This window comes from Streptomyces sp. NPDC088730, assembly GCF_044751215.1.
Taxonomy (GTDB): Bacteria; Actinomycetota; Actinomycetes; order Streptomycetales; family Streptomycetaceae; genus Streptomyces.
In genome coordinates this window covers 852,698-872,256 of sequence record NZ_JBIVLK010000001.1, presented here as the reverse complement: position 1 = coordinate 872,256, position 19,559 = coordinate 852,698, and the positions used below count along the sequence as shown (strand labels likewise).

Genomic DNA, 19,559 nt, shown 5'->3' with positions numbered 1-19,559 from the left:
AGAGAGGTTTCGGGCATGTCCGAGGACACACAGGACGCGGGCGCGGCGCACCCGGATGCCACCGGCGCACCCTCACGGCGGGCGTTGCTCGGCTGGGGCGGCGCCGGGCTCGCCCTGGGCGCGGTGGCGGCGGGCGGCGCCGTCGCTGCGGTCCGCTCGGACGACGCCCGGGTCCCGACCGCGGACAGTGGTGCGGCGGTGCCGTTCCACGGGGCGCACCAGGCCGGGATCGCCACCGCCGTCCAGGACCGGCTGCACTTCGCCGCGTTCGACGTGACGACGGAGGACCGGGCCGAACTCGTCGCGCTGCTCAAGGAGTGGACCAGGGCCGCCGAGCGGATGACGGCCGGTCACGCGGTCGGTGACGGGGCCTACGGCGGACTGGCCGAGGCGCCGCCGGACGACACGGGCGAGGCGCTGGGCCTCAGACCGTCCCGGCTGACGCTGACCATCGGCTTCGGTCCCTCGCTGTTCGCCAGGGGGCGGTTCGGCCTGGAGGACAGGCGGCCCGACGCGCTCGTCGATCTGCCCAAGTTCCCCGGCGACAACCTGGACCCGGCCCGCAGCGGCGGCGACCTGTGCGTCCAGGCCTGCGCGGACGACCCGCAGGTGGCGGTGCACGCCATCCGCAACCTGGCCAGGATCGGCATGGGCCGCACCGCGATCCGCTGGTCCCAGCTGGGCTTCGGCAAGACGTCCTCGACGACGCCCGGTGCCCAGACTCCGCGCAACATGATGGGCTTCAAGGACGGCACCCGGAACATCTCCGGCAGCGACACCGCGGCCCTGGACGAGCACGTCTGGGTGGGCGGGAAGGACCGGGCGGGCTGGATGACCGGGGGCTCCTACCTGGTGGCCCGGCGCATCCGGATGCACATCGAGACCTGGGACCGCGCGCCGCTCCAGGAGCAGGAGGACGTCTTCGGCCGCGACAAGGGCGAGGGCGCCCCGGTCGGCAAGGCCAAGGAGCGCGACGAGCCGTTCCTGAAGGCGATGCTGCCGACCGCCCACGTACGGCTCGCACACCCGGACAGCAACGTCGGGGCGACGATCCTGCGGCGCGGCTACTCCTTCACCGACGGGACGGACGGCCTGGGCCGTCTCGACGCCGGGCTGTTCTTCCTCGCGTACCAGCGCGACACCCGCAAGGGGTTCGTGCCGCTCCAGCGCCGTCTGGCGGCGCACGACGCGCTCAACGAGTACATCCAGCACGTGGGTTCGGCGCACTTCGCCGTCCCGCCGGGCGTCCGCGACAAGGACGACTGGTGGGGCCGGGCGCTGTTCTCGTAGCCGTTCTCAAGCACCCCGAAGCGGAAAGGGATCCGAATCGTGTTCAGTAACTTCCTGATCGGCCTTCGCGAGGGCCTTGAGGCCAGCCTGGTCGTCTGCATTCTCATCGCGTACCTGGTGAAGACGGGCAACCGGAACAAGCTGCTGCCCATCTGGGTCGGTGTCGGGATCGCGATCGTCGTCAGCCTGGCGTTCGGCGCGGGGCTCGAATTCGGCTCCCAGGAGATGACGTTCAAGGCGCAGGAGGCGCTCGGCGGCTCGCTGTCGATCCTCTCCGTCGGCCTGGTCACCTGGATGGTCTTCTGGATGCGGCGTACCGCCCGGCACCTGAAGGCGGAGCTGCACGGCAAGCTCGACGCGGCGCTCGCGATGGGCACCGGGGCGCTCGTCGCCACGGCGCTGCTCGCGGTGGGCCGGGAGGGGCTGGAGACGTCGCTGTTCGTATGGCGTGCGGTGCACGCGGCGGACGACGGCTGGCATCCGATGATCGGCGCGGTGCTGGGCATCGCCGCCGCGGTGGTGCTGGGCTGGCTGTTCTACCGGGGTGCGCTGAAGATCAACCTGTCGAAGTTCTTCACCTGGACCGGCGGCATGCTGGTGGTCGTCGCGGCGGGCGTGCTCGCGTACGGGGTGCACGACCTCCAGGAGGCCGAGTTCCTGGGCGGCCTGCAGAACCGGGCGTTCGACATCAGCGCCACGATCCCGCCGGACAGCTGGTACGGCACGCTGCTGAAGGGGACCTTCAACTTCCAGCCCGATCCGACGGTTCTCCAGATCACGGTGTGGGCGCTGTATCTGATCCCCACGCTCGCGCTCTTCCTCGCCCCGGTAGGGTTCGCACGGTCAGTGGGGGCGACGGATCAGAAGGCGCAGAGAGCAACGGATGAGAAGTCTGAGGCCGGTTCGGCTGGCGACGGGGCTCGCGACGGCAACGGTGCTGAGCATGACGGCGAGCGGATGCGTGACGGTGCACGGCGAGCTGGAAGTCGTTCCGGCGGCGACGAAGTCTGAGGCGGCGCAGGCCCTGAAGACGTTCACCGCGGCGTACAACGCGGCGGACAAGGCCTACGATCCGGCGCTGGACGCGGACGAGATCGGTGGCTCCCTCGGGGCGATCAACCAGGCGGGCCTGAAGGCCCGGCACGCGAACAACCCGGACGGCAACGCGAACCACCAGCCGCTGGAGCTGACCGACGCGAACTACGTCATCCCGAAGAAGGCGGGCTGGCCGAGGTGGTTCGTCGCGGACACCGACTCCAACCGGGACCAGGACAGCGGCAAGCTGGACACCCGCTGGCTCGTCGTCTTCACCAAGTCCGGCCCCGACGCGGGGTGGAGGGCCGTCTACCTGTCGGTCGTCGCCCCGTCGCGGCTGCCCCGCTTCGCGAAGGACGAAGAGGGCCGGGCCAAGCCGGTCCCGGCGGACAGCGCCGGACTGACGGTGGCCCCGCAGGAGTTGAGCAAGCAGTACACGGACTACCTGCAGAAGGGCACGCCCGACGTCTTCGCCCCGGGCGCCTCCACCTCGCTCTGGCGTACCACCCGCCAGAACACCCGGCGGGCGGGTTTCTCGTACCAGTACATCGACCAGCCGCTGGACAGCGGCGCGTTCGGACCGCTCGGCCTGGAGACGGAGGACGGCGGGGCGCTGGTCTTCTTCAGCAGCAAGCACTTCGAGCGCCAGACGGCGGCGAAGGGGCTGCGACCGACGGTCACCCCGGATGTGCGGGCCCTGATGTCCGGCGAGGTGAAGAGCACCCTCACGAAGGAGCGGGTCTCCAGCCAGCTGGTGTACGTCCCGAAGAAGGGCGCCGGCACGGCCCAGGTGACCGTACTGAACCGTCTCCCGGGCCTGACCTCGGCCAAGGGCTCCTGAACCAGGCCCGCCCGAGCGCACAACCAGGCCCGCCCGGCGATCGAGGGCGAACCGTCACCGGGCGGCCCCGGCATCCGCGCCCACCCCCGCCGGGCCACCGCCTACCGGCTCAGCGGCCAGGCCACCGACTCATGATCGACATCGCTCTGTTCCGCCGACCCGACGAACCGCGCACACGCGTCCGTCAGCGTCTCCAGCAGCGTCAGCGGATCCGGCAGCGGATTCTCCGGCCCCCGCACCCACCGCACGTCCAGCTCACCGGGAAGCCGCGCGGGCGGCAGCAGCACGTAGCTGCCCCGGCAGTGCCACCGCAGCCCGGGGTGCTCGTCCATCGTCTCGGGGTGGCAGTCCAGCTCGCACGGCCACCATTCGTCCTCGTCCTCCGGCGTGCCCCGCGTCGCCGTGAAGAAGAGCATCCGGTCGTCGCCGGAGCGGGCCACCGGGCCCACCTCGATCTCGGCGGCGAGCAGCCGTTCCAGCGCCTGCTCGCCCGCCGACAGCGGGACGTCGAGAACGTCGTGGATCATGCCGGTCGCCGTGATGAAGTTCGCCTGCGGCTGGCTGCGGGCCCAGCGCTCGATCTGGGACCGGTCGGTGGTGGACTGCGTCTGCCAGGCGAACGAGATCGGGTGCCTGGCGGGGGTCGGACAGCCCATGCGTTCGCAGGAACATCGGTAGCCCACCGGATGGGCGGCGGGCGCGATCGGCATTCCGGCCTCCGCGACAGCCAGGAGCAGTGCCTCCCGTGCGGTGTCGTCGACCTCGCCCTGCTCCGGTTTGGGTCGCCGGCGCAGCCAGTGGGAAAACCTGCTCTCTGAGCCGCGACTACGGCCGAAATCGGCGCCCATCTATCCCCTTACCTCAGCGTTGCCCCTGTCCATCGTCCCACCATCCTGCGCCCCGGGTGGCCAGACTCCGGAAGCGGGGTGGGCGGACAGGCGGCACGAGGTGGGCACTATCACACCTTTCGTCATGGAATGCACGGCGGAATGCTCACCGCGGCGGCCGGAGCGGGCAGCCGGAGCGAGGGCCAGGCCCCCGGCAGGCGCGACGGACGCGGCCACGGCAGGCGGCGGCACGCAGCGGGCTGCGCGCTCCGGGGGAACCACCCGATCGGTTCACTGCGCGGCGGGCCCCGGACGGCGCACCATGGGCTCACGCACATACCCGTGCGACGCACCGGCCGCGGCGGCCACCAATGCCGCCGCGACGATTCGTGAGGAGCCCTCGTTGCCTCGTGAAGCCACACCCACCCGTCGGGCCACACCCCGCCGCTACCTGATGTGCGCCCCGGCCCACTTCAGGGTGACGTACTCCATCAATCCGTGGATGGACCCCACCAAACCGGTGGACCTCCCGCTCGCGCAGACCCAGTGGGAGGATCTGCGCGACCGCTACCGCGCTCTCGGGCACACCGTGGAGCTGCTCACCCCCGACCCCGAGCTGCCCGACATGGTCTTCGCCGCCAACGGGGCCACCGTGGTCGACGGCCGGGTGCTGGGCGCCCGGTTCGCCTACCAGGAGCGGTTCGCCGAGGCGGCCGCCCACCGGGACTGGTTCCGCGGACACGGCTTCACGGAGATCCATGAGCCGGACCACGTCAACGAGGGCGAGGGCGACTTCGCGGTGACGTCCTCGTACCTGCTGGCCGGCCGGGGCTTCCGGTCGAGCCCGCTCTCGCACGACGAGGCCCAGGAGTTCTTCGGGCGGCCGGTGATCGGGCTGGATCTCGTCGATCCGCGCTACTACCACCTGGATACGGCGCTGAGCGTGCTGGACGAGGCGTCCGACGAGATCATGTACTACCCGGACGCCTTCTCACCGGGCAGCCGGGCGGTGCTGGCCCGGCTCTTCCCGGACGCGCTGATCGCCGGTGCGGCGGACGCCGCCGCGCTCGGGCTGAACGCGGTGAGCGACGGCCGCAACGTGCTGCTCCCGCAGGCCGCCACCGGCCTGTTCGACCCGCTGCGGGCGCGCGGCTTCGAGCCGGTGCCGATGGACCTGAGCGAGCTGCTCAAGGGCGGCGGCAGCGTGAAGTGCTGCACCCAGGAGCTGCGCGGCTAGCCGGCGTCCCGCGGGGGCGGCCAGGCGTCGCCCCAGTCGATGTCCCGGGCGGCGCGGTACAGCTCGCCGTGCCGCTTGGTGACCGTGGTCCGCTGGAGGCCCTCGTCCCGGGTGCACAGCTCCAGCAGCACCTGGCCCTTGCGGATCTGCGGGCGCCGGGTGATCCGGGCCGCCACCGGGTGCACCGCGAACCGGGTCGCCACGACGTAGCTGAACTTCTCGTCCTCGTACGGCAGCGAGCCGCCCTTCACCTTGCGGTGCAGCGAGGAGCGGCTCACCCGGGCCGAGAAGTGGCACCAGTCCGTGCCGGGCTCGATGGGGCAGGCGTCGCTGTGCGGGCAGGGCGCGGCGACGGTGAACCCGGCCGCTGTCAGCCGGTCCCTGGCCTCGATGACGCGGGCGTAGCCGTCGGGGGTGCCGGGCTCGACGATCACCACGGCCTGGCCCGCGCGGGCCGCCGAGTCGACGAGCGCGGTGCGGGCCTGCGGCGTCAGCTCGTTGAGCACGTAGGAGACGGTCACCAGGTCCGCTGGGCCGAGATCGAGGTCCTCGCCGATCCGGGCCCGCCGCCACTCGACGGTGCCGAGTGCCGGGATGCCGGAGACGGCGGCCAGTTCACGGCCGAGCGCGAGTGCGGGCTCCGCCCAGTCCAGCACGGTGGTCCTGGGCCCCTCCCAGGCCCCGGCGACCGCCCAGCTCGCCGCTCCGGTGCCGCCGCCGACGTCGGTGTGGGTGACGGGCACCCAGTCCGGGGCGGCCTCGCGCAGGGCGTGCAGGGCGGACCGTACCGCTTCGAAGGTGGCGGGCATCCGGTAGGCGGCGTACGCGGCGACGTCCGAGCGGTCGCGGAGCAGCGGGGTGCCGGTGGGGGTGGTCCCCCGGTAGTTGGCGATGAGCCGGTCGACGGCCTGGGCGGCCTGGCGGGGCGGCAGTCCGTCGAGGAGTCCGGCCAGTGCCGCACGCAGGGTGTCCGCGGTGGGGAGGGTGTCGTTCACCGACGAAGTGTAGGCGGAGCCCGGCCGCCCGCCCTCCGGCCCGCCGCCCGTCAGGGGCCGCTCACCCTCGCCCGCCGCCCGTCACGGCCGCCCGGCCACCTGCTGCCAGGGCCGGCACAGCACCAGGAAGCAGGCCATCGCGCCCACCGCGCAGACCAGCTGCACGACGGCCATCGGTACGGCCGTCGCCTCTCCGGCGATCCCGACGAGCGGCGAGGCGATGGCTCCGATCAGGAACGAGGACGTACCGAGCAGCGCGGAGGCCGATCCGGCGGCGTGCTTGGTGCGCATCAGGGCCTGGGCGTTGGTGTTCGGCATCGCCAGGCCCATCGCCGACATCAGCACGAACAGCCCCGTCGCCACCGGGACGAGTCCGACGTCGCCGAAGACCCCGGACGTCATCAGCAGCAGCGCCGTCGCGGCCAGCACGATGACGGAGAGCCCGAAGCCGAGCGCCTTGTCGAGGCTGATCCGTCCGACGAGGATCTTGCCGTTGATCTGGCCCACGGCGATCAGACCGATCGAGTTGATGCCGAAGAGCATGCTGAAGGTCTGCGGCGAGGCGCCGTAGATCTCCTGCACGACGAACGGCGAGGCACTCACGTAGGCGAAGAGGGCGGCGAAGGCGAGGCTGCCCGCGATCATGTAGCCGGTGAAGACGCGGTCGGCGAGCAGTCCGCGCATGGTGCGCAGCGCGTCACCGATCCCGCCGGTGTGGCGCTCCTCCGGTGGCAGGGTCTCCCGCAGCCACTTCCAGACGACCAGGGTGAGCAGGGTGCCGACGACGGTGAGCACGGCGAAGATGCCCCGCCAGTCGGTGAGCCGCAGGACCTGTCCGCCGATGACGGGGGCGATGACCGGGGCGACGCCGGAGATCAGCATCAGCGTGGAGAAGAACCGGGCCATCTCCATGCCGTCGTACATGTCGCGCACCACCGCCCGCGCGATGACGATGCCGGCCGCGCCCGCGAGCCCCTGGAGCAGCCGGAAGCCGATGAGGAGTTCGACGGTCGGGGCGAAGACGCAGATCGCGGTGGCGAAGACGTAGATGATCATGCCGAGGAGCAGCGGGCGGCGCCGGCCCCAGCGGTCGCTCATCGGTCCGACGACGACCTGCCCGAGCGCCATGCCGGTGAGGCAGGCGGTGAGGGTGAGCTGGACGGTCGAGGCGGGTGCGTGCAGCGCGTCGGTGACGGCGGGCAGCGCCGGGAGGTACATGTCCATCGACAGCGGCGGCAGCGCGGTCAGACCGCCGAGGACCAGGGTGACGAGAAGTCCGGTGCGCCGGGCCGCCGCTGTGGCGGCCGGCCGGGGTGGAGAGGTGTCGGGGGCGGTATCGGTTATGTGTACGTGCTGGGCTCGGCTGACGCCGCTCTCCGGCATTCTGATCTCCATTGTTGTTGAATCCGCCTCTATGCTCTCAGCTCAGCCGGAATGGTCGACACCTTTTTGGGAGCGCGCATGAGCAGGACTGTCCGTTGGGGCGTGCTGGCGACCGGTGGCATCGCGGGGACTTTCACCGCCGACCTGCTGGCGATGCCCGATGCGGAGGTGGTGGCCGTCGCCTCCCGTACGGACACGGCGGCGAAGGCGTTCGCCGAGCGGTTCGCGATACCCAGGGCCTACGGCAGCTGGGCCGAACTCGTCGCGGACGACGAGGTCGACGTGGTGTACGTGGCCACGCCGCACTCCGCGCACCGGGAGGCGGCCGGGCTCGCGCTGGAGGCCGGAAAGCACGTGCTGTGCGAGAAGGCGTTCACGCTCAACGAGCGCGAGGCGCGGGAGCTGGTGGAGCTCGCGCGGGAGCGGGGCCTCTTCCTGATGGAGGCCATGTGGACGTACTGCAACCCGGTCATCCGCCGGATGGCCGAGCTGGTGCGGGACGGGGCGATCGGTGAGATCCGCACCGTGCAGGCCGACTTCGGCTTCGCCGGTGACTTCGGCGCGGAGCACCGGCTGCGCGATCCCGCGCTGGGCGGCGGTGCGCTGCTGGACCTCGGGGTCTATCCGGTGTCGTTCGCGCAGCTGCTGCTGGGTGAGCCGGACCGGGTGCGCGCGGACGCGCTGCTGTCGCCGGAGGGCGTCGACCTGAACACCGGGATGCTGCTGGGCTGGGACTCGGGCGCCACCGCCCTGCTCGCCTGCTCGGTCGTCGGGCACCACCCGACGGCCGCCACGGTCATCGGGACGGCCGGGCGCATCGACTTCCCGGACAGCTTCTTCTATCCGCGGCACTTCGTGCTGCACCGGGCGGGCCGCGAGCCGGAGGAGGTCGCCTCTGGGCCGGGTCCGCAGGGCCTGTCGGGGATGCAGTACGAGGCGGCCGAGGTGATGCGGGCGGTCCGGGCGGGCGAGACGGAGTCCCCGCTGGTGCCGCTGGACGGCTCGCTCGCGGTGATGCGGACGCTCGACGCGGTACGTGACCGCGTCGGCGTCCGCTACCCGGCGGACGCGCCCCGGGTCCCTAGGCCGGAGTGAGGCCCTGGTTGCCCACCTCCGTGACGAGGGAGCCGGCCGTGGTGAGGGGCGCGCCCGGCTTGGTGACGGCGGAGACCGTACGGAAGTCGGCCCGCGCCTGCCGCTCCTGGAGGGTGACGACTGCGTAGCCGCGGCGCCCGTTGTAGAACTTCAGGTGCGGGTTGGCCTTCATCAGGTTGTTCCAGTTGGCCGGCTTCTCCGAGCCGTCCTTGCCGCTGGTGATCGACGTGGTGACGATCTCGGTGCCCAGGGTGCGGGACGCCGGGTCGTCGAAGTCCCGCTTGATGTCGAAGCCGTAGCTCACGTGCACGTCGCCGGTCAGCACCATCAGGTTGTCCACCCCGGCGGACTGGGCGCCCTTCAGGATGCGGTCCCTGGAGGCCGTGTAGCCGTCCCAGGAGTCCATGGAGAGCTTGTAGGCGTCGGTCGGTACGTCGCGCCGCTGGGCGAAGGTGACCTGCTGCGGCACGACGTTCCAGGTGGCCCGGGAGTGGCGCCAGCCGTCCGTGAGCCAGCGCTCCTGGGTCGCGCCGGTGATGGTGCGCGAGGGGTCCTCGGACTCGGGTCCGGGGGTCTGCCAGCCGTCGCCGTACGCCTGGTCGCTGCGGTACTGGCGGGTGTCGAGGATGTCGAACTGGGCGAGCCGGCCGAACTGGAGGCGCCGGTAGAGCTTCATGTCCGGGCCGGTCGGCCGCTGCGGGGCGCGCAGCGGCTGGTTCTCCCAGTACGCGCGGTAGGCGGCGGCCCGGCGGATCAGGAACTCCTCCGGCGGCAGGTTGTCCTCCGAGGTGTCCCCGGCGTAGTTGTTCTCGGTCTCGTGGTCGTCCCAGGTGACGACGAAGGGGTGCGCGGCGTGGGCGGCGCGCAGATCGGGGTCGGACTTGTAGAGGGCGTACCGCAGCCGGTAGTCCTCCAGCGTGGTCGTCTCCCGGTTGAAGAGGGCGGGCAGGGTGCGGTCGGTGTAGTTGCGGGCCCCGCCGGTCGCGTTCACCGCGTACTCGTAGAGGTAGTCGCCGAGGTGGAAGACGACGTCGACGTCCTCCTGGGCGAGGTGCTTGTAGGCGGTGAAGTAGCCGTCGTGGTAGGCCTGGCAGGTGACGGCGGCCAGGGTCAGTTCGCGCTTGTGGGCGCCGTTGGCGGGCGCGGTGCGGGTCCGGCCGACCGGGCTGGTCCACTTGCCGGTGCGGAAGCGGTAGTAGAGGACGCGGTCGGCGTCCAGTCCCCTGACCTCCACGTGGACGCTGTGGTGGAACTCGGGGTGGGCGGTGGCGGAGCCGCGCCGGACGACCCGGGTGAAGCGCTCGTCGCGGGCCAGCTCCCAGCTCACCTCGACGCGGGCCCGGGGCAGTCCGCTGTCGGGCTCGTACGGGCGGGGCGCGAGCCTCGTCCACAGCAGGACGGAGTCGGGCAGCGGGTCGCCGGAGGCGACGCCGAGGGTGAACGGGTCGTCGTCGATCCGCCGGGCGTCCAGCTCGGCGGCGGCCGCTGAGCCCGCTGTCGGCAGGCCGACCGAGAAGGCGAGCGCGGCGGCGGCACCGGTGACGGTGAGAAATCGGCGGCGGCCCGTGTGCCGGGCGGCGTCGCGCAGCTCCTGCTCCTGCTGGTGCGATGAGTGCGTCATCTGTCCCTCCCCTGACTGGTGGTGTGGGGGAAGTCCACCGGTCCAGCACATCCGGCGGTTGTCGTGCTCGCGTCGTGCGGGCGTCGCCGGGATGAGGATTGCGGCGGGAATGGGTCCCCAGGGGCAAAGTCCGCATATGCGGCCAGGACCATGATCGTTAACTCCGGCCCGGACCGCCGGGGAATCGCCGGAACCGGTGCCGGGTTCACCCCCCGGAGGCACGAACCCGCCCTCCGGAGCGGCCGTTTGAGCCGGACGGATCGTTGCCCGGCGGCCGGAGCGCCGTCCGGACGGCCGGGGCGCGGAGCCGGCGCCGGCCCCTGGGCGTACGCTGCCGCACCATGAGCAACAAACTGTTGAACTCCGCGAACTCCGCGAGGAAGACGGCCGTGGTCACGGGCGCGGGCTCCGGGATCGGCCGCGCGGTGGCTCTCGCCCTGACCGGCGCCGGCTGGTCGGTGGCGCTCGCGGGCCGCCGCCCCGGACCGCTGGCCGAGACCGCCGAGCTGGCCGGGGAGCACGCCCGCGTCATCACCGTCCCCACCGACGTCTCGCGCCCCGAGGAGGTGGACGCGCTCTTCTCCTCGGTACACGAGTCCTTCGGCCACCTCGGCCTGCTCTTCAACAACGCGGGCACCTTCGGTCCGGGCGGCGTGCCGGTCGAGGACCTCGGATACGAGGACTGGCGCACGGTGGTCGACGTGAACCTGACGGGGGCGTTCCTGTGCGCGCAGGCGGCGTACCGCCGGATGAAGGAGCAGGACCCGCAGGGCGGCCGGATCATCAACAACGGCTCGGTCTCGGCGCACACGCCGCGCCCGCACTCGGTCGCGTACACGGCGACCAAGCACGCGCTGACCGGGCTGACGAAGTCGCTGTCGCTGGACGGACGCCCGTACCGGATCGCCTGCGGGCAGATCGACATCGGCAACGCGGCGACCGAGATGACCGAGCGCATGCGGACCGGAATCCTCCAGGCCAACGGCGAGCTGGCCGTGGAGCCGGTGATGGCCGCCGCGGACGTGGCGAGGACCGTGGTCCACATGGCGGAGCTGCCGCTGGAGGCGAACGTCCAGTTCGCCACGGTGCTGGCGACGGCCATGCCGTACGTGGGACGGGGCTGACCGGTCGGAACCGGCCTCTGGGTGAACAGAGTTGGCCAGATCTCGCACCGGAACGGCCGATGCGCGCCGAAAGGCGCCCCGGCCGACCCGGTAAGCGCGTGCTGCCTTTATGCTCATCGTTCTTCACCGGAACTACACACAAGGACCACAGCATGCGCATACGCACCGCGGTGCCCCTCGCCCTGGCGTCCGCCACCGCCCTCGCCGGTTCGCTGCTCGTCGTAGCACCGGCCTCGGCCGCCGCGCATCAGGGCGGAGTGCACCTCGGCAAGATCCAGTACGACAGCCCCGGCAAGGACACCCGGTCCACCGCCTCGCTCAACGCCGAATGGGTCGAGATCCACAACAACACCAAGGCGAAGTTCCAGCTCAAGGGCTACAAGCTCAAGGACAACACCGGGTACACCTACACGTTCGGCAGCTACAACGTCAGCCCGGGAAAGACCGTCAAGGTCCACACGGGCAAGGGGAAGACCAGCCCCGGCCATGTGTACTGGAACCGCGGCTCGTACGTCTGGAACAACACCGGTGACAAGGCTCGGCTGATCAAGCCGAACGGCAAGCTGCTGGACTCCTGCTCCTGGACGAAGGCGAGCAAGGGCACCAAGAACTGCCACTGAACCGGCAGCCGCGACCGGCCCGCACGGCCGGGGCCTCAGCGGCCCTTCGCGGCCCGGGGTCCGGAGTCCGGGTTCCGGGCTCCGGGTTCCGGGCTCCGGGGGAATGCCCCGGGCCCCGGCACGGTTGTGCGGCACATGAATGAGACCTCACCGCCCGCGATCCTTCGCTACACCGCATTCTCCGCCGACCCGGACGGCGGCAATCCGGCCGGCGTGGTGCTGGACGCGTCCGGTATGGACGAGTCGGAGATGCTCGCCGTGGCGGCGGACCTCGGATACAGCGAGTCGGCCTTCCTGACCGGGCCGGCCGGGGCGGCGGCGCCGGGCGCACGCGGCTACGCGATCCGCTACTTCAGCCCGAAGGCCGAGGTCCCCTTCTGCGGGCACGCCACCGTCGCGACGGCCCTGGCGCTCGCCGAGCGGGACGGCCCCGGGGACCTGGAGTTCGCCACCGCCGCAGGGCCGGTGCCGGTGACCGTCGTCCGCGAGGGCGCCGAGCTGCGGGCCACCCTCACCAGCGTGGAGCCCCACATCACGGACGTCTCGCCGGACGACCTGGCGGAGGCACTGGCCGGACTGGACTGGCCGGCCACCGATCTCGACCCGGCCCTGCCGCCCCGCATCGCCTACGCGGGCGCCCGGCACCTGGTGCTGGCCGCCGCGACCCGGGAGCGGCTGGCCGCCCTCGACTACGACTTCGGCCGCGTCGAGTCACTCATGCACCGGCTGGACCTGACCACGCTGCAACTGGTGTGGCGCGCCTCCGACACCGTCTTCCACGTCCGTGACCCGTTCCCGGTCGGCGGCGTGGTCGAGGACCCGGCGACGGGCGCGGCGGCCGCCGCCTTCGGCGCTTATCTGCGGGCCCTGTCCCTGGTCCCGGAGACCGCCGGGCTGACCCTCCACCAGGGTGAGGACATGGGCCGGCCCGGCACGCTCACCGTCACGCTGCGGGCGGGCGACACGCGGGTGAGGGTGAGCGGCACGGGCACCAGGATCCCGGCGGTCCGGCAGCCGTTCAGCGGCTGAGGAACTCCCGGTACCAGGGGGCGTGTTCGGCGAAGGACGTACGGAAATCCGGGCCGGGTCCGCAGCCGAAGTCCCGCCAGACCCGCTCGTCGGCGAACCAGTGGTCCACGGTGAGCATCTCGAAATGGTGCTTGGCGTACGGGACACCGGCCAGCCGGGCGCGGGCCTCGTCCATCCCGATCTCCGTGCTCGCCCACGGCAGCGAGAGCCCGGTGAGGACCGTCGACAGGACCTCGGAACAGCTCACCGGCTCCGGATGGTTCACGTGGTAGACGCCGGCCGGGGCCTTCTCCGCGAGCGCCGCCCCGAGCAGCGCGCGGCCGAGTGTCGCCACGTCGATCATCGAATGGCGGGCGTCGCAGCCGACCGGTCCGGCCGACAGGTAACGCAGCAGGGCGACCAGTCCGGGAATCGCCCACCGGTCCCCCGCCCCGTGGACGAGGTGCGGGCGCAGGACGGCCCCGCCGGCCGCGAGGACGTGCTGTTCCGCGGCGGCCCTGGTCAGGCTGACGGCCGAGGCGGGGGCCGGTTCGGCCATTCCGGGGAGCAGCCCCGTGAAGGGGCCCCGGCCGTAGACGGACGCGGTGCTGAGCTGGACGATCCGGCCGACGCCGCTGCGTACGGCCTCGTCGACCAGGGCCCGGGTGCCGAGATCGTTGACGGTCCGGGCCGTCTGTTCGCCGGAGCCGACGTGCGAGGCGCAGTGGATCACCGCGTCGACGCCCTCGCAGCTGCCGCGCAGCGTCCCGGGATCGGCGAGATCCCCGTACACCGTCTCGAAGACCGGTCCGTCGGCCGTCATGGCCGGGGCGTCGGGTTCGGTGCGGTGCGTCATCAGCCGGAGGCTGACGCCGGGGGTCGCGCGGGCGGCGGCGGCCACCCGGCTGCCGACGAAGCCGGTGGCCCCGGTGATGAGGATGCGCGTGGTCATGAGCGGCGGCTCCGGGCGTCGCTGAGGCCGGTCTGACGGAGATCCGGCGTACGGAGGGTGCAGGTGAAGGCGGGTTCGTCGTCCTGGACGGCCCGTATGCGCACCCCGGCGGGCGAGACGCCGTCGGCGGGGACGGGCAGGGCCTCGATCCAGCAGGGGCGGTCGAGCTCCACGTACTGGCGGAAGTCGGCCTCTATCGATGTCGGCAGGAAGGTACGGCCGGGCGAGGCCGCCTGGGCCGCCTGTCGGGCGGCCTCCAGCAGCAGGATGCCCGGAACATGGTCGTTGGAATGGCTGAAGAGCGTCGGATGCCGGGTGTCCAGCCGCAGCGCCCAGGTGCTGGGCGCCGACGCCGGCGCGAGGACGACGTCGTGCTCGGAGGTCCTGCCCACGGTCCGGGGTGCGACCGCGGGCAGGAGGGGTATACGCGCGTCGAGCATGTCGCTGCGGTGTCCTCGTACCCGCTGGTAGGCCCTGGCGGAGGTGCAGCTGATCCGCCCGCCGCCGGAGGCCAGCACGGTGCCTCTGCGGTGCAGGAGGAGTTCGAGGTGCATGGAGCCCAGGCTCCGGCCGCGGCGCTGTATCCGGGAGCAGGACACGTCCACCGTGATGTCCCAGGGCTCCTCGCCCAGCTCCAGGCGCCCGGCCTCGGAGGCGTACCGCAGCTCCCACATCACGAACGCGTCCCCGAGGGGCACCCCGAACTCGGAGTGCGCGATCAGCATGGTGGTCTGCCGCATCGTCTCCGCGATCAGCAGGGGGTCCTGGTGGCCCGCGACCGGGGCGAAGAAGCGGTGCGGCCTCGGCCAGTGGGCCGACACCGAGAACTGGGAGTCGGTCAGCTTGGTCAGTCCGGTCGGGAAGACGTCCTGCGGATCGGGCCGGTGGACCAGCTGTCTCAGGCGTTCCGGGGAGCTCCTTCTTCGCACCGATTGCTCCATTCCGGCGGCGGAGGAGGTCTCGGCGCTGCCGGTGTTCCGCGCGGCCCCGGCGCCGCCGGCCGGTACCGAGACACTGCGTGAGGTGATCTGAACCATGAAGTTCCCCCAGGAGGATCCGAGTCACAGAGCCGAGCCGCCCCGCAGTAAGATACTGACAGCCCGGTTTTACTTTCCAGCCAACCCCATATGGCACCAGCCCCGCCACCACTAGAGAGAAGCTGATGGCACAACAGGCGCGCGCGATCCAGACCCGCCGGTCGATCCTGGTGGCGGCCGCCGAGGTGTTCGACGAGCGCGGCTACAGCAGCGCGACCATCAGCGAGATCCTCGCGCGGGCAGGGGCGACCAAGGGCGCGCTCTACTTCCACTTCACCTCGAAGGAGGATCTCGCGCTCGGGGTGATGGACATACAGCTGCACAGCGATCCGCTGCCGCCGCAGATGACCAAGCTCCAGGAGCTGGTCGACCAGGGCATGATCCTCGCCTACCGGCTGCGCCACGAGCCCCTGGTACGGGCCAGTGTCGGCCTGGCCATGGACCAGGCCGTGGAGGGCCTCGACCGGGGTACGCCCTTCCGTGCCTGGATAGACCGGCTCGAACACCTGCTGCGCGCGGCGAAGGGCCAGGGCGAGCTGCTGCCGCACGTCGACCCGGGCGAGACCGCCGAGATGCTGGCCGGATCCTTCTCGGGCATCCAGGTGATGTCGCAGGTCCTGTCCCACCGCGAGGACCTCGGGCGGCGCATCTCGGTCCTGCTGCACTACGTACTGCCGAGCATCTCGACACCGGCCGTTCTGGCCACCCTGGATATGGCCGAAGATCGCGGTGAACGTCTTCTCCGCCTCCTCGAAACCGTACCGACCCAGACCAGCGCCCCCAACTGACCACCGGAACCAGCGGCTTGGCAGGGCCAAAGCATACCGGGCGGTCCGGTGCGAGGGGCCGTAATGTCGGTGACGTCGAGTCAGCCATGTGACAGGAGCCGTCGATGTCAGTCCGCCGCGTCGTCCCCAACATCCCCGTCGCCGCGGGCCCGGGTCCCGACGGCGAGGCCGGCACCATGCGGGCGAATGCCGCGTTCTACGGGCTGCTGGGGTTCGAGGAGGTCATGAACCAGGGCTGGATCATGACGCTCGCCCCGCCCTCGGAACCCACCGCCCAGCTCAGCTTCATGACCACCGACCGGACCGCACCCGTCACGCCGGACGTCAGCGTGGAGGTGGCGGACGTGGACGCGGCACACACGGCGCTGGTGCACGCGGGTGCGGAGATCGTGTACGGCCCGCAGGACGAGGAGTGGGGCGTGCGCCGCTTCTTCGTCCGCGATCCCAACGGCCGTGTCATCAACGTCCTGAGCCATCGCTGACCCCGTCGAGCGTGGCCGGACACCGTCTCGTCCTCCACCGCATCTCCTGCCATAGTGGACAACGCAGCTAGGGCTCTCGTTCGGATCAGGCTGGGCTCGCGGGGGCCCGGTGCCGCACCTCGCGGCGTTGTCGTCGACCGACAACGCTCCGCGTTGCGACGCACGGCACCGGACCCCGCTCCCTTAAACAGCCTGATCCGGACGAGAGGCCCTTGAGCCATCGGGGGATGAGATGCTGCGAATCGAGTTCGGCACGGAGGATCTCAACCGGCTGCGGCTGGCGGAATCCGTCCATCCGCTGTGGGAGACGGCGCTGAGTCTGCAGCTGCTGCAGAACCGGCACGGCGCACTGGTCTTTGATCCGTGGCGCCGCAAGGCGCGTGCGGACCTGGACGACGAGGGGCTGACCGGGACGACGGCCGCGCTGATGCGGATCTGCCCGCACGCGGAGTACTTCCCGGACTTCCTCACCCCGCGCACCGGCGACACCAGCCTGGAGGCCGGGCTGGACGCGGTGCTGTCGACGCCGCGCGCACGGCTGGGACAGGAGCTCGGGCGGCTCTACCCGGACCGGTGCATGCCCGCGTCCGTGCGCCGGCTCGCCGAGGGGGATCTCGCGGCGCTGCACTGGCTGGGCGAGGCGCTGCGCCGGTTCCACGGTGTGGCGGTGGCCCCGTACCAGGACGCGATCCGCGCCGAGGTCGCCGCCGATCTGCCGCACCGCTCGCAGGCGGCGCTCACCTCGGGCGCCGAGGGGCTGCTGGCCAGCTACCAGTCGGAGCTGATCCGGCGGGACGGGGCGCTGGAGTGCGCCTATCCGATCGAGTGGGAACTCTCCCTCGACGGGCGCCCGTTGCACCTGATCCCGTCGTTCTTCTGCACCCGCTGGCCGGTGACGCTGGCGGACCCCGGGCTGCCGCCGGTCCTGGTGCTCCCGCTGGCGCCCGCGCCGGGCTGGCTCGACCGGACCCGCCCGCCGTCCGGCACCCTCGACTCACTGGGCCGGCTGCTCGGCCACACCCGCGCGCAGGTGCTCGACGTCCTGGACCGGCCCATGTCGACCGGCGGGATCGCGGCCGAGCTCTACCTCGCCCCGGCGAGCGCGAGCAGGCACGCGGCGGTGCTGCGCGAGGCGGGCCTGATCAGTTCGCACCGCCGGCGCCACCAGGTGCTGCACCGGCGCACCTCGCTGGGCGAGGCCCTGCTGAACGGCGAGCCGGGCACGGCGAAGTGAACACGCGCGAACCCCGGACGTCCGGCAGGGCGCTCTGCGAGAATCCCGGCCATGACAGCGACCGAAACGGATCAGGTGCTCACACGGTTCGTCGCCGGCGTCAGGACGCTGGTGCCGACGGTGGCCGTCTGGGCACACGGCTCACTGGCGCTCGGCGACTTCCAGGAGGGGCGGAGCGATCTGGACCTCATCGCCATCGTCGACGGCCCGCTGGACACGGCGCACCGGGAGCGGCTGGCCGAGTTCCACCAGCTGCTCGTCGACGAGGAGCCGGCGGCGGCCGCGCTGCACTGCTCGTACCTGCCCAGGACGGCACTGGCGGAGGCCCGGACGGATCATGTCACCTGGGCGCACGGGATGATCCTGGAACGCCCCGTCACCCCGGTCACCCGCCGGGAGCTGCTCGACGGCGGACTCACCCTGCACGGCCCGCCGCCCACGGGCCTGCTCCCGCCGCTCGTCCCCGGGCAGCTGGAGGAGTACATCCGGCTCGACCTGAAGGAGTACTGGCTGCCTGCCACCGACAGGCCCGACCTCTGGCTCCAGGACGTCTGGGTGGACCTCGGTCCGCTGGTCCTGGCCCGCGCCTCGGTCACGTTGCGCGACGGGCGGCTGATCACGAAGGGCGAGGCCCTGACCGAGCTGACGGCCCTCGGCGCCCCCGCGGACCTGGTCCACGACATCCACGAGCGCCGGTACGCGGACCCCGTACCGATCAGCGAGGCGGAACGCGTCCGACGGGGCGAGCAGGCACGCGCCTTCGTCCGGCGCGGTATCCGGACCACGCTGGCGATGGGGACGGAGACGCCGGAGGAGACGTGAGTCCCGGCCCGCGGGGCCGGGGCCCCCGTCGGTCAGGACGCGCTGCGCTTCTCGGCGGCGGTGCTCTTCCCGGCCGCCGCCTTCTTCGTGTGGGACCGCTTCGCGGCGGTCTTCTCGGCCGTCGACTTCTTGCCCGCCGCCTTCTTCGCCGCTGTCTTCCTCGCTGCCGCCTTCTTCGCCGGGGTCTTCCCGCGCGACCGCATCGGGTGCACGGTGGCATCGCCATCGCCCTCGTCGGCGCCCCGGCTCTCCTTCGCGGCCTGCACGGAGGCGTTCAGGGCCGCCATCAGGTCCATGACCTTCCCGGATTCCCGCTCCGTGTCCTCGGCCGGCTCCGGAGCCTCCTTGCCCTCGGACTTCGCCTCGATGAGCTGCTCCAGGGCCTCGCGGTAGTGGTCCCGGAAGCCGGAGATGTCGTCGGTGGCCATGGTCTCGGTGAGCTGGACGGCCTGCTCGATCTCGTTCTCGTCCAGTTCCACTTCCTTCGGCGCGAGCGACTCCGGGCTGCGGATCTCGTCGGGCCAGTGCAGGACGTGGAGCACGATCGCCTCTTCGCGGACCTGGAGCATGCCGAGGCGCTCGCGGCCGTGCCAGGCGAACTTGGCCACGGCCACCTTCTCGGAACGTTCAAGCGCCTGCCGGAGCAGGGTGTACGGCTTCGCGGCCACCTGGCCGCCGGTCGCCAGGTAGTACGAGTCGGCGATCCGGACCGGGTCGATGCTCTCCGCGTCGACGAACGAGACGATCTCGATCGCCTTCGCGGTCGGCAGCGGCATCTGGTCGAGTTCCTCCTCCGTGATCGGGACGGTCTCGTCCTTCGTGATCTCGTAACCCTTGCCGATCTCGTCCTGCGACAGTTCCTCGCCGTCGAGGTCGCACACCTTGCGGGTCCGCACCCGGCCCATGTCCGACAGGTGGAACTGATGGAAGTGGATCGCGTGGTCCTCGCTCGCGCTGATCACCTTCACCGGGATCGTGACCAGCCCGAAACTGATCGCTCCGGTCCACAGGGGTCGCGGCATGCATACCTCCAGGCCCGTGGCGGGTGCGGCCGGGTCGACCGCTGCACACGAAGAACGCCCGAACGGCGCCGGCCGGGCCACCGCCGCCCGCACCTCGATCCTGACCCCGACCGGTCGTGATCGCATGCCGAGCGGCTGCGACGGTC

The 19,559-nt window shown here is 71.7% G+C and carries 19 protein-coding genes; 12 read left to right on the top strand and 7 right to left on the bottom strand.

Features of this window, described 5'->3' with window-relative positions; all coding sequences use genetic code 11:
- Positions 1 to 15 precede the first annotated feature (15 nt).
- Genes efeB through ACIP89_RS03960 form a run of 3 tightly spaced genes read left to right on the top strand, consistent with a single transcriptional unit; the run spans position 16 to position 3,166 of the window.
- Complete coding sequence (efeB, locus tag ACIP89_RS03970) at positions 16 to 1,290, top strand: iron uptake transporter deferrochelatase/peroxidase subunit (protein ID WP_402112869.1); 1,275 nt, start codon at positions 16 to 18, stop codon at positions 1,288 to 1,290.
- A 39-nt stretch (positions 1,291 to 1,329) separates the two neighbouring features.
- Positions 1,330 to 2,301, top strand: a complete 972-nt coding sequence (efeU, locus tag ACIP89_RS03965; protein ID WP_401921116.1) for an iron uptake transporter permease EfeU — start codon at positions 1,330 to 1,332, stop codon at positions 2,299 to 2,301.
- The gene (locus ACIP89_RS03960) at positions 2,234 to 3,166 is read left to right on the top strand and encodes a hypothetical protein (RefSeq protein WP_401921118.1); all 933 of its coding nucleotides are present in this window, start codon (positions 2,234 to 2,236) and stop codon (positions 3,164 to 3,166) included. The genes efeU and ACIP89_RS03960 overlap by 68 nt, the downstream gene beginning before the upstream one ends.
- A gap of 101 nt (positions 3,167 to 3,267) precedes the next feature.
- Here ACIP89_RS03960 and ACIP89_RS03955 read toward each other — a convergent pair whose 3' ends face one another.
- Entirely contained in the window at positions 3,268 to 4,014 is a 747-nt protein-coding gene (locus tag ACIP89_RS03955; RefSeq protein WP_401922432.1) for a bifunctional DNA primase/polymerase, read from the bottom strand.
- Positions 4,015 to 4,396: 382 nt separating this feature from the next.
- Between ACIP89_RS03955 and ddaH the strand changes: the two genes are divergently transcribed.
- Positions 4,397 to 5,230 carry a dimethylargininase gene (gene ddaH, locus ACIP89_RS03950; RefSeq protein WP_401921122.1) on the top strand — a complete coding sequence of 278 codons (834 nt, stop codon included), beginning with the start codon at positions 4,397 to 4,399 and terminating at the stop codon, positions 5,228 to 5,230.
- Here ddaH and ACIP89_RS03945 read toward each other — a convergent pair.
- Both ACIP89_RS03945 and ACIP89_RS03940 read right to left on the bottom strand, forming a co-directional pair.
- Entirely contained in the window at positions 5,227 to 6,225 is a 999-nt protein-coding gene (locus ACIP89_RS03945; protein WP_401921124.1) for a small ribosomal subunit Rsm22 family protein, read from the bottom strand. The two genes, ddaH and ACIP89_RS03945, sit on opposite strands and share 4 nt — an antisense overlap.
- A gap of 81 nt (positions 6,226 to 6,306) precedes the next feature.
- A complete protein-coding gene (locus ACIP89_RS03940; protein WP_401921125.1) occupies positions 6,307 to 7,608 on the bottom strand; it encodes a multidrug effflux MFS transporter in 1,302 nt (433 codons plus the stop codon).
- A gap of 78 nt (positions 7,609 to 7,686) precedes the next feature.
- Here ACIP89_RS03940 and ACIP89_RS03935 point away from each other — a divergent pair, with 78 nt between their 5' ends.
- Positions 7,687 to 8,703 carry a Gfo/Idh/MocA family protein gene (locus tag ACIP89_RS03935; RefSeq protein ID WP_402112866.1) on the top strand — a complete coding sequence of 339 codons (1,017 nt, stop codon included), beginning with the start codon at positions 7,687 to 7,689 and terminating at the stop codon, positions 8,701 to 8,703.
- Here ACIP89_RS03935 and ACIP89_RS03930 read toward each other — a convergent pair.
- Positions 8,690 to 10,324, bottom strand: coding sequence for an alkaline phosphatase D family protein (locus tag ACIP89_RS03930; protein ID WP_401921129.1), 1,635 nt, complete (start codon positions 10,322 to 10,324; stop codon positions 8,690 to 8,692). The genes ACIP89_RS03935 and ACIP89_RS03930 overlap by 14 nt on opposite strands.
- A 341-nt stretch (positions 10,325 to 10,665) precedes the next feature.
- Here ACIP89_RS03930 and ACIP89_RS03925 point away from each other — a divergent pair, with 341 nt between their 5' ends.
- The 3 genes from ACIP89_RS03925 (at position 10,666) to ACIP89_RS03915 (ending at position 13,097) form a co-directional block, all read left to right on the top strand.
- Positions 10,666 to 11,448 carry an SDR family oxidoreductase gene (locus ACIP89_RS03925; RefSeq protein WP_402112863.1) on the top strand — a complete coding sequence of 261 codons (783 nt, stop codon included), beginning with the start codon at positions 10,666 to 10,668 and terminating at the stop codon, positions 11,446 to 11,448.
- Between the two features lie 152 nt (positions 11,449 to 11,600).
- A complete protein-coding gene (locus tag ACIP89_RS03920) occupies positions 11,601 to 12,068 on the top strand; it encodes a lamin tail domain-containing protein (RefSeq protein ID WP_401921132.1) in 468 nt (155 codons plus the stop codon).
- A 135-nt stretch (positions 12,069 to 12,203) separates the two neighbouring features.
- Positions 12,204 to 13,097, top strand: coding sequence for a PhzF family phenazine biosynthesis protein (locus ACIP89_RS03915; protein ID WP_401921133.1), 894 nt, complete (start codon positions 12,204 to 12,206; stop codon positions 13,095 to 13,097).
- On the opposite strand, the gene ACIP89_RS03910 is transcribed toward ACIP89_RS03915, so the two are convergent.
- Together ACIP89_RS03910 and ACIP89_RS03905 are read right to left on the bottom strand one after the other, a co-directional pair.
- The gene (locus tag ACIP89_RS03910; RefSeq protein WP_401921135.1) at positions 13,087 to 14,028 is read right to left on the bottom strand and encodes an NAD-dependent epimerase/dehydratase family protein; all 942 of its coding nucleotides are present in this window, start codon (positions 14,026 to 14,028) and stop codon (positions 13,087 to 13,089) included. The genes ACIP89_RS03915 and ACIP89_RS03910 overlap by 11 nt on opposite strands.
- A complete protein-coding gene (locus tag ACIP89_RS03905; protein WP_402112861.1) occupies positions 14,025 to 15,065 on the bottom strand; it encodes a ScbA/BarX family gamma-butyrolactone biosynthesis protein in 1,041 nt (346 codons plus the stop codon). Before ACIP89_RS03905 ends, ACIP89_RS03910 begins: the two co-directional genes overlap by 4 nt.
- A 125-nt stretch (positions 15,066 to 15,190) precedes the next feature.
- On the opposite strand from ACIP89_RS03905, the gene ACIP89_RS03900 reads away from it, so the two are divergent.
- From ACIP89_RS03900 to ACIP89_RS03885, 4 genes are all read left to right on the top strand, one after another.
- On the top strand, positions 15,191 to 15,853 hold the full coding sequence (locus tag ACIP89_RS03900) for a ScbR family autoregulator-binding transcription factor (protein ID WP_401921137.1): 663 nt from the start codon (positions 15,191 to 15,193) through the stop codon (positions 15,851 to 15,853).
- A 104-nt stretch (positions 15,854 to 15,957) separates the two neighbouring features.
- Positions 15,958 to 16,335: a VOC family protein gene (locus tag ACIP89_RS03895; protein ID WP_401921138.1), complete on the top strand. Its 378-nt coding sequence runs from the start codon at positions 15,958 to 15,960 to the stop codon at positions 16,333 to 16,335.
- Positions 16,336 to 16,567: 232 nt separating this feature from the next.
- Positions 16,568 to 17,569, top strand: a complete 1,002-nt coding sequence (locus ACIP89_RS03890; protein WP_402112859.1) for an ArsR/SmtB family transcription factor — start codon at positions 16,568 to 16,570, stop codon at positions 17,567 to 17,569.
- A 51-nt stretch (positions 17,570 to 17,620) separates the two neighbouring features.
- Positions 17,621 to 18,391, top strand: coding sequence for a nucleotidyltransferase domain-containing protein (locus ACIP89_RS03885; RefSeq protein WP_402112857.1), 771 nt, complete (start codon positions 17,621 to 17,623; stop codon positions 18,389 to 18,391).
- 32 nt (positions 18,392 to 18,423) lie between these two features.
- Here the strand turns inward: ACIP89_RS03885 and ACIP89_RS03880 are convergent, their stop codons facing one another.
- The gene (locus ACIP89_RS03880) at positions 18,424 to 19,413 is read right to left on the bottom strand and encodes a Ku protein (RefSeq protein ID WP_402112854.1); all 990 of its coding nucleotides are present in this window, start codon (positions 19,411 to 19,413) and stop codon (positions 18,424 to 18,426) included.
- Positions 19,414 to 19,559: the final 146 nt, after the last annotated feature.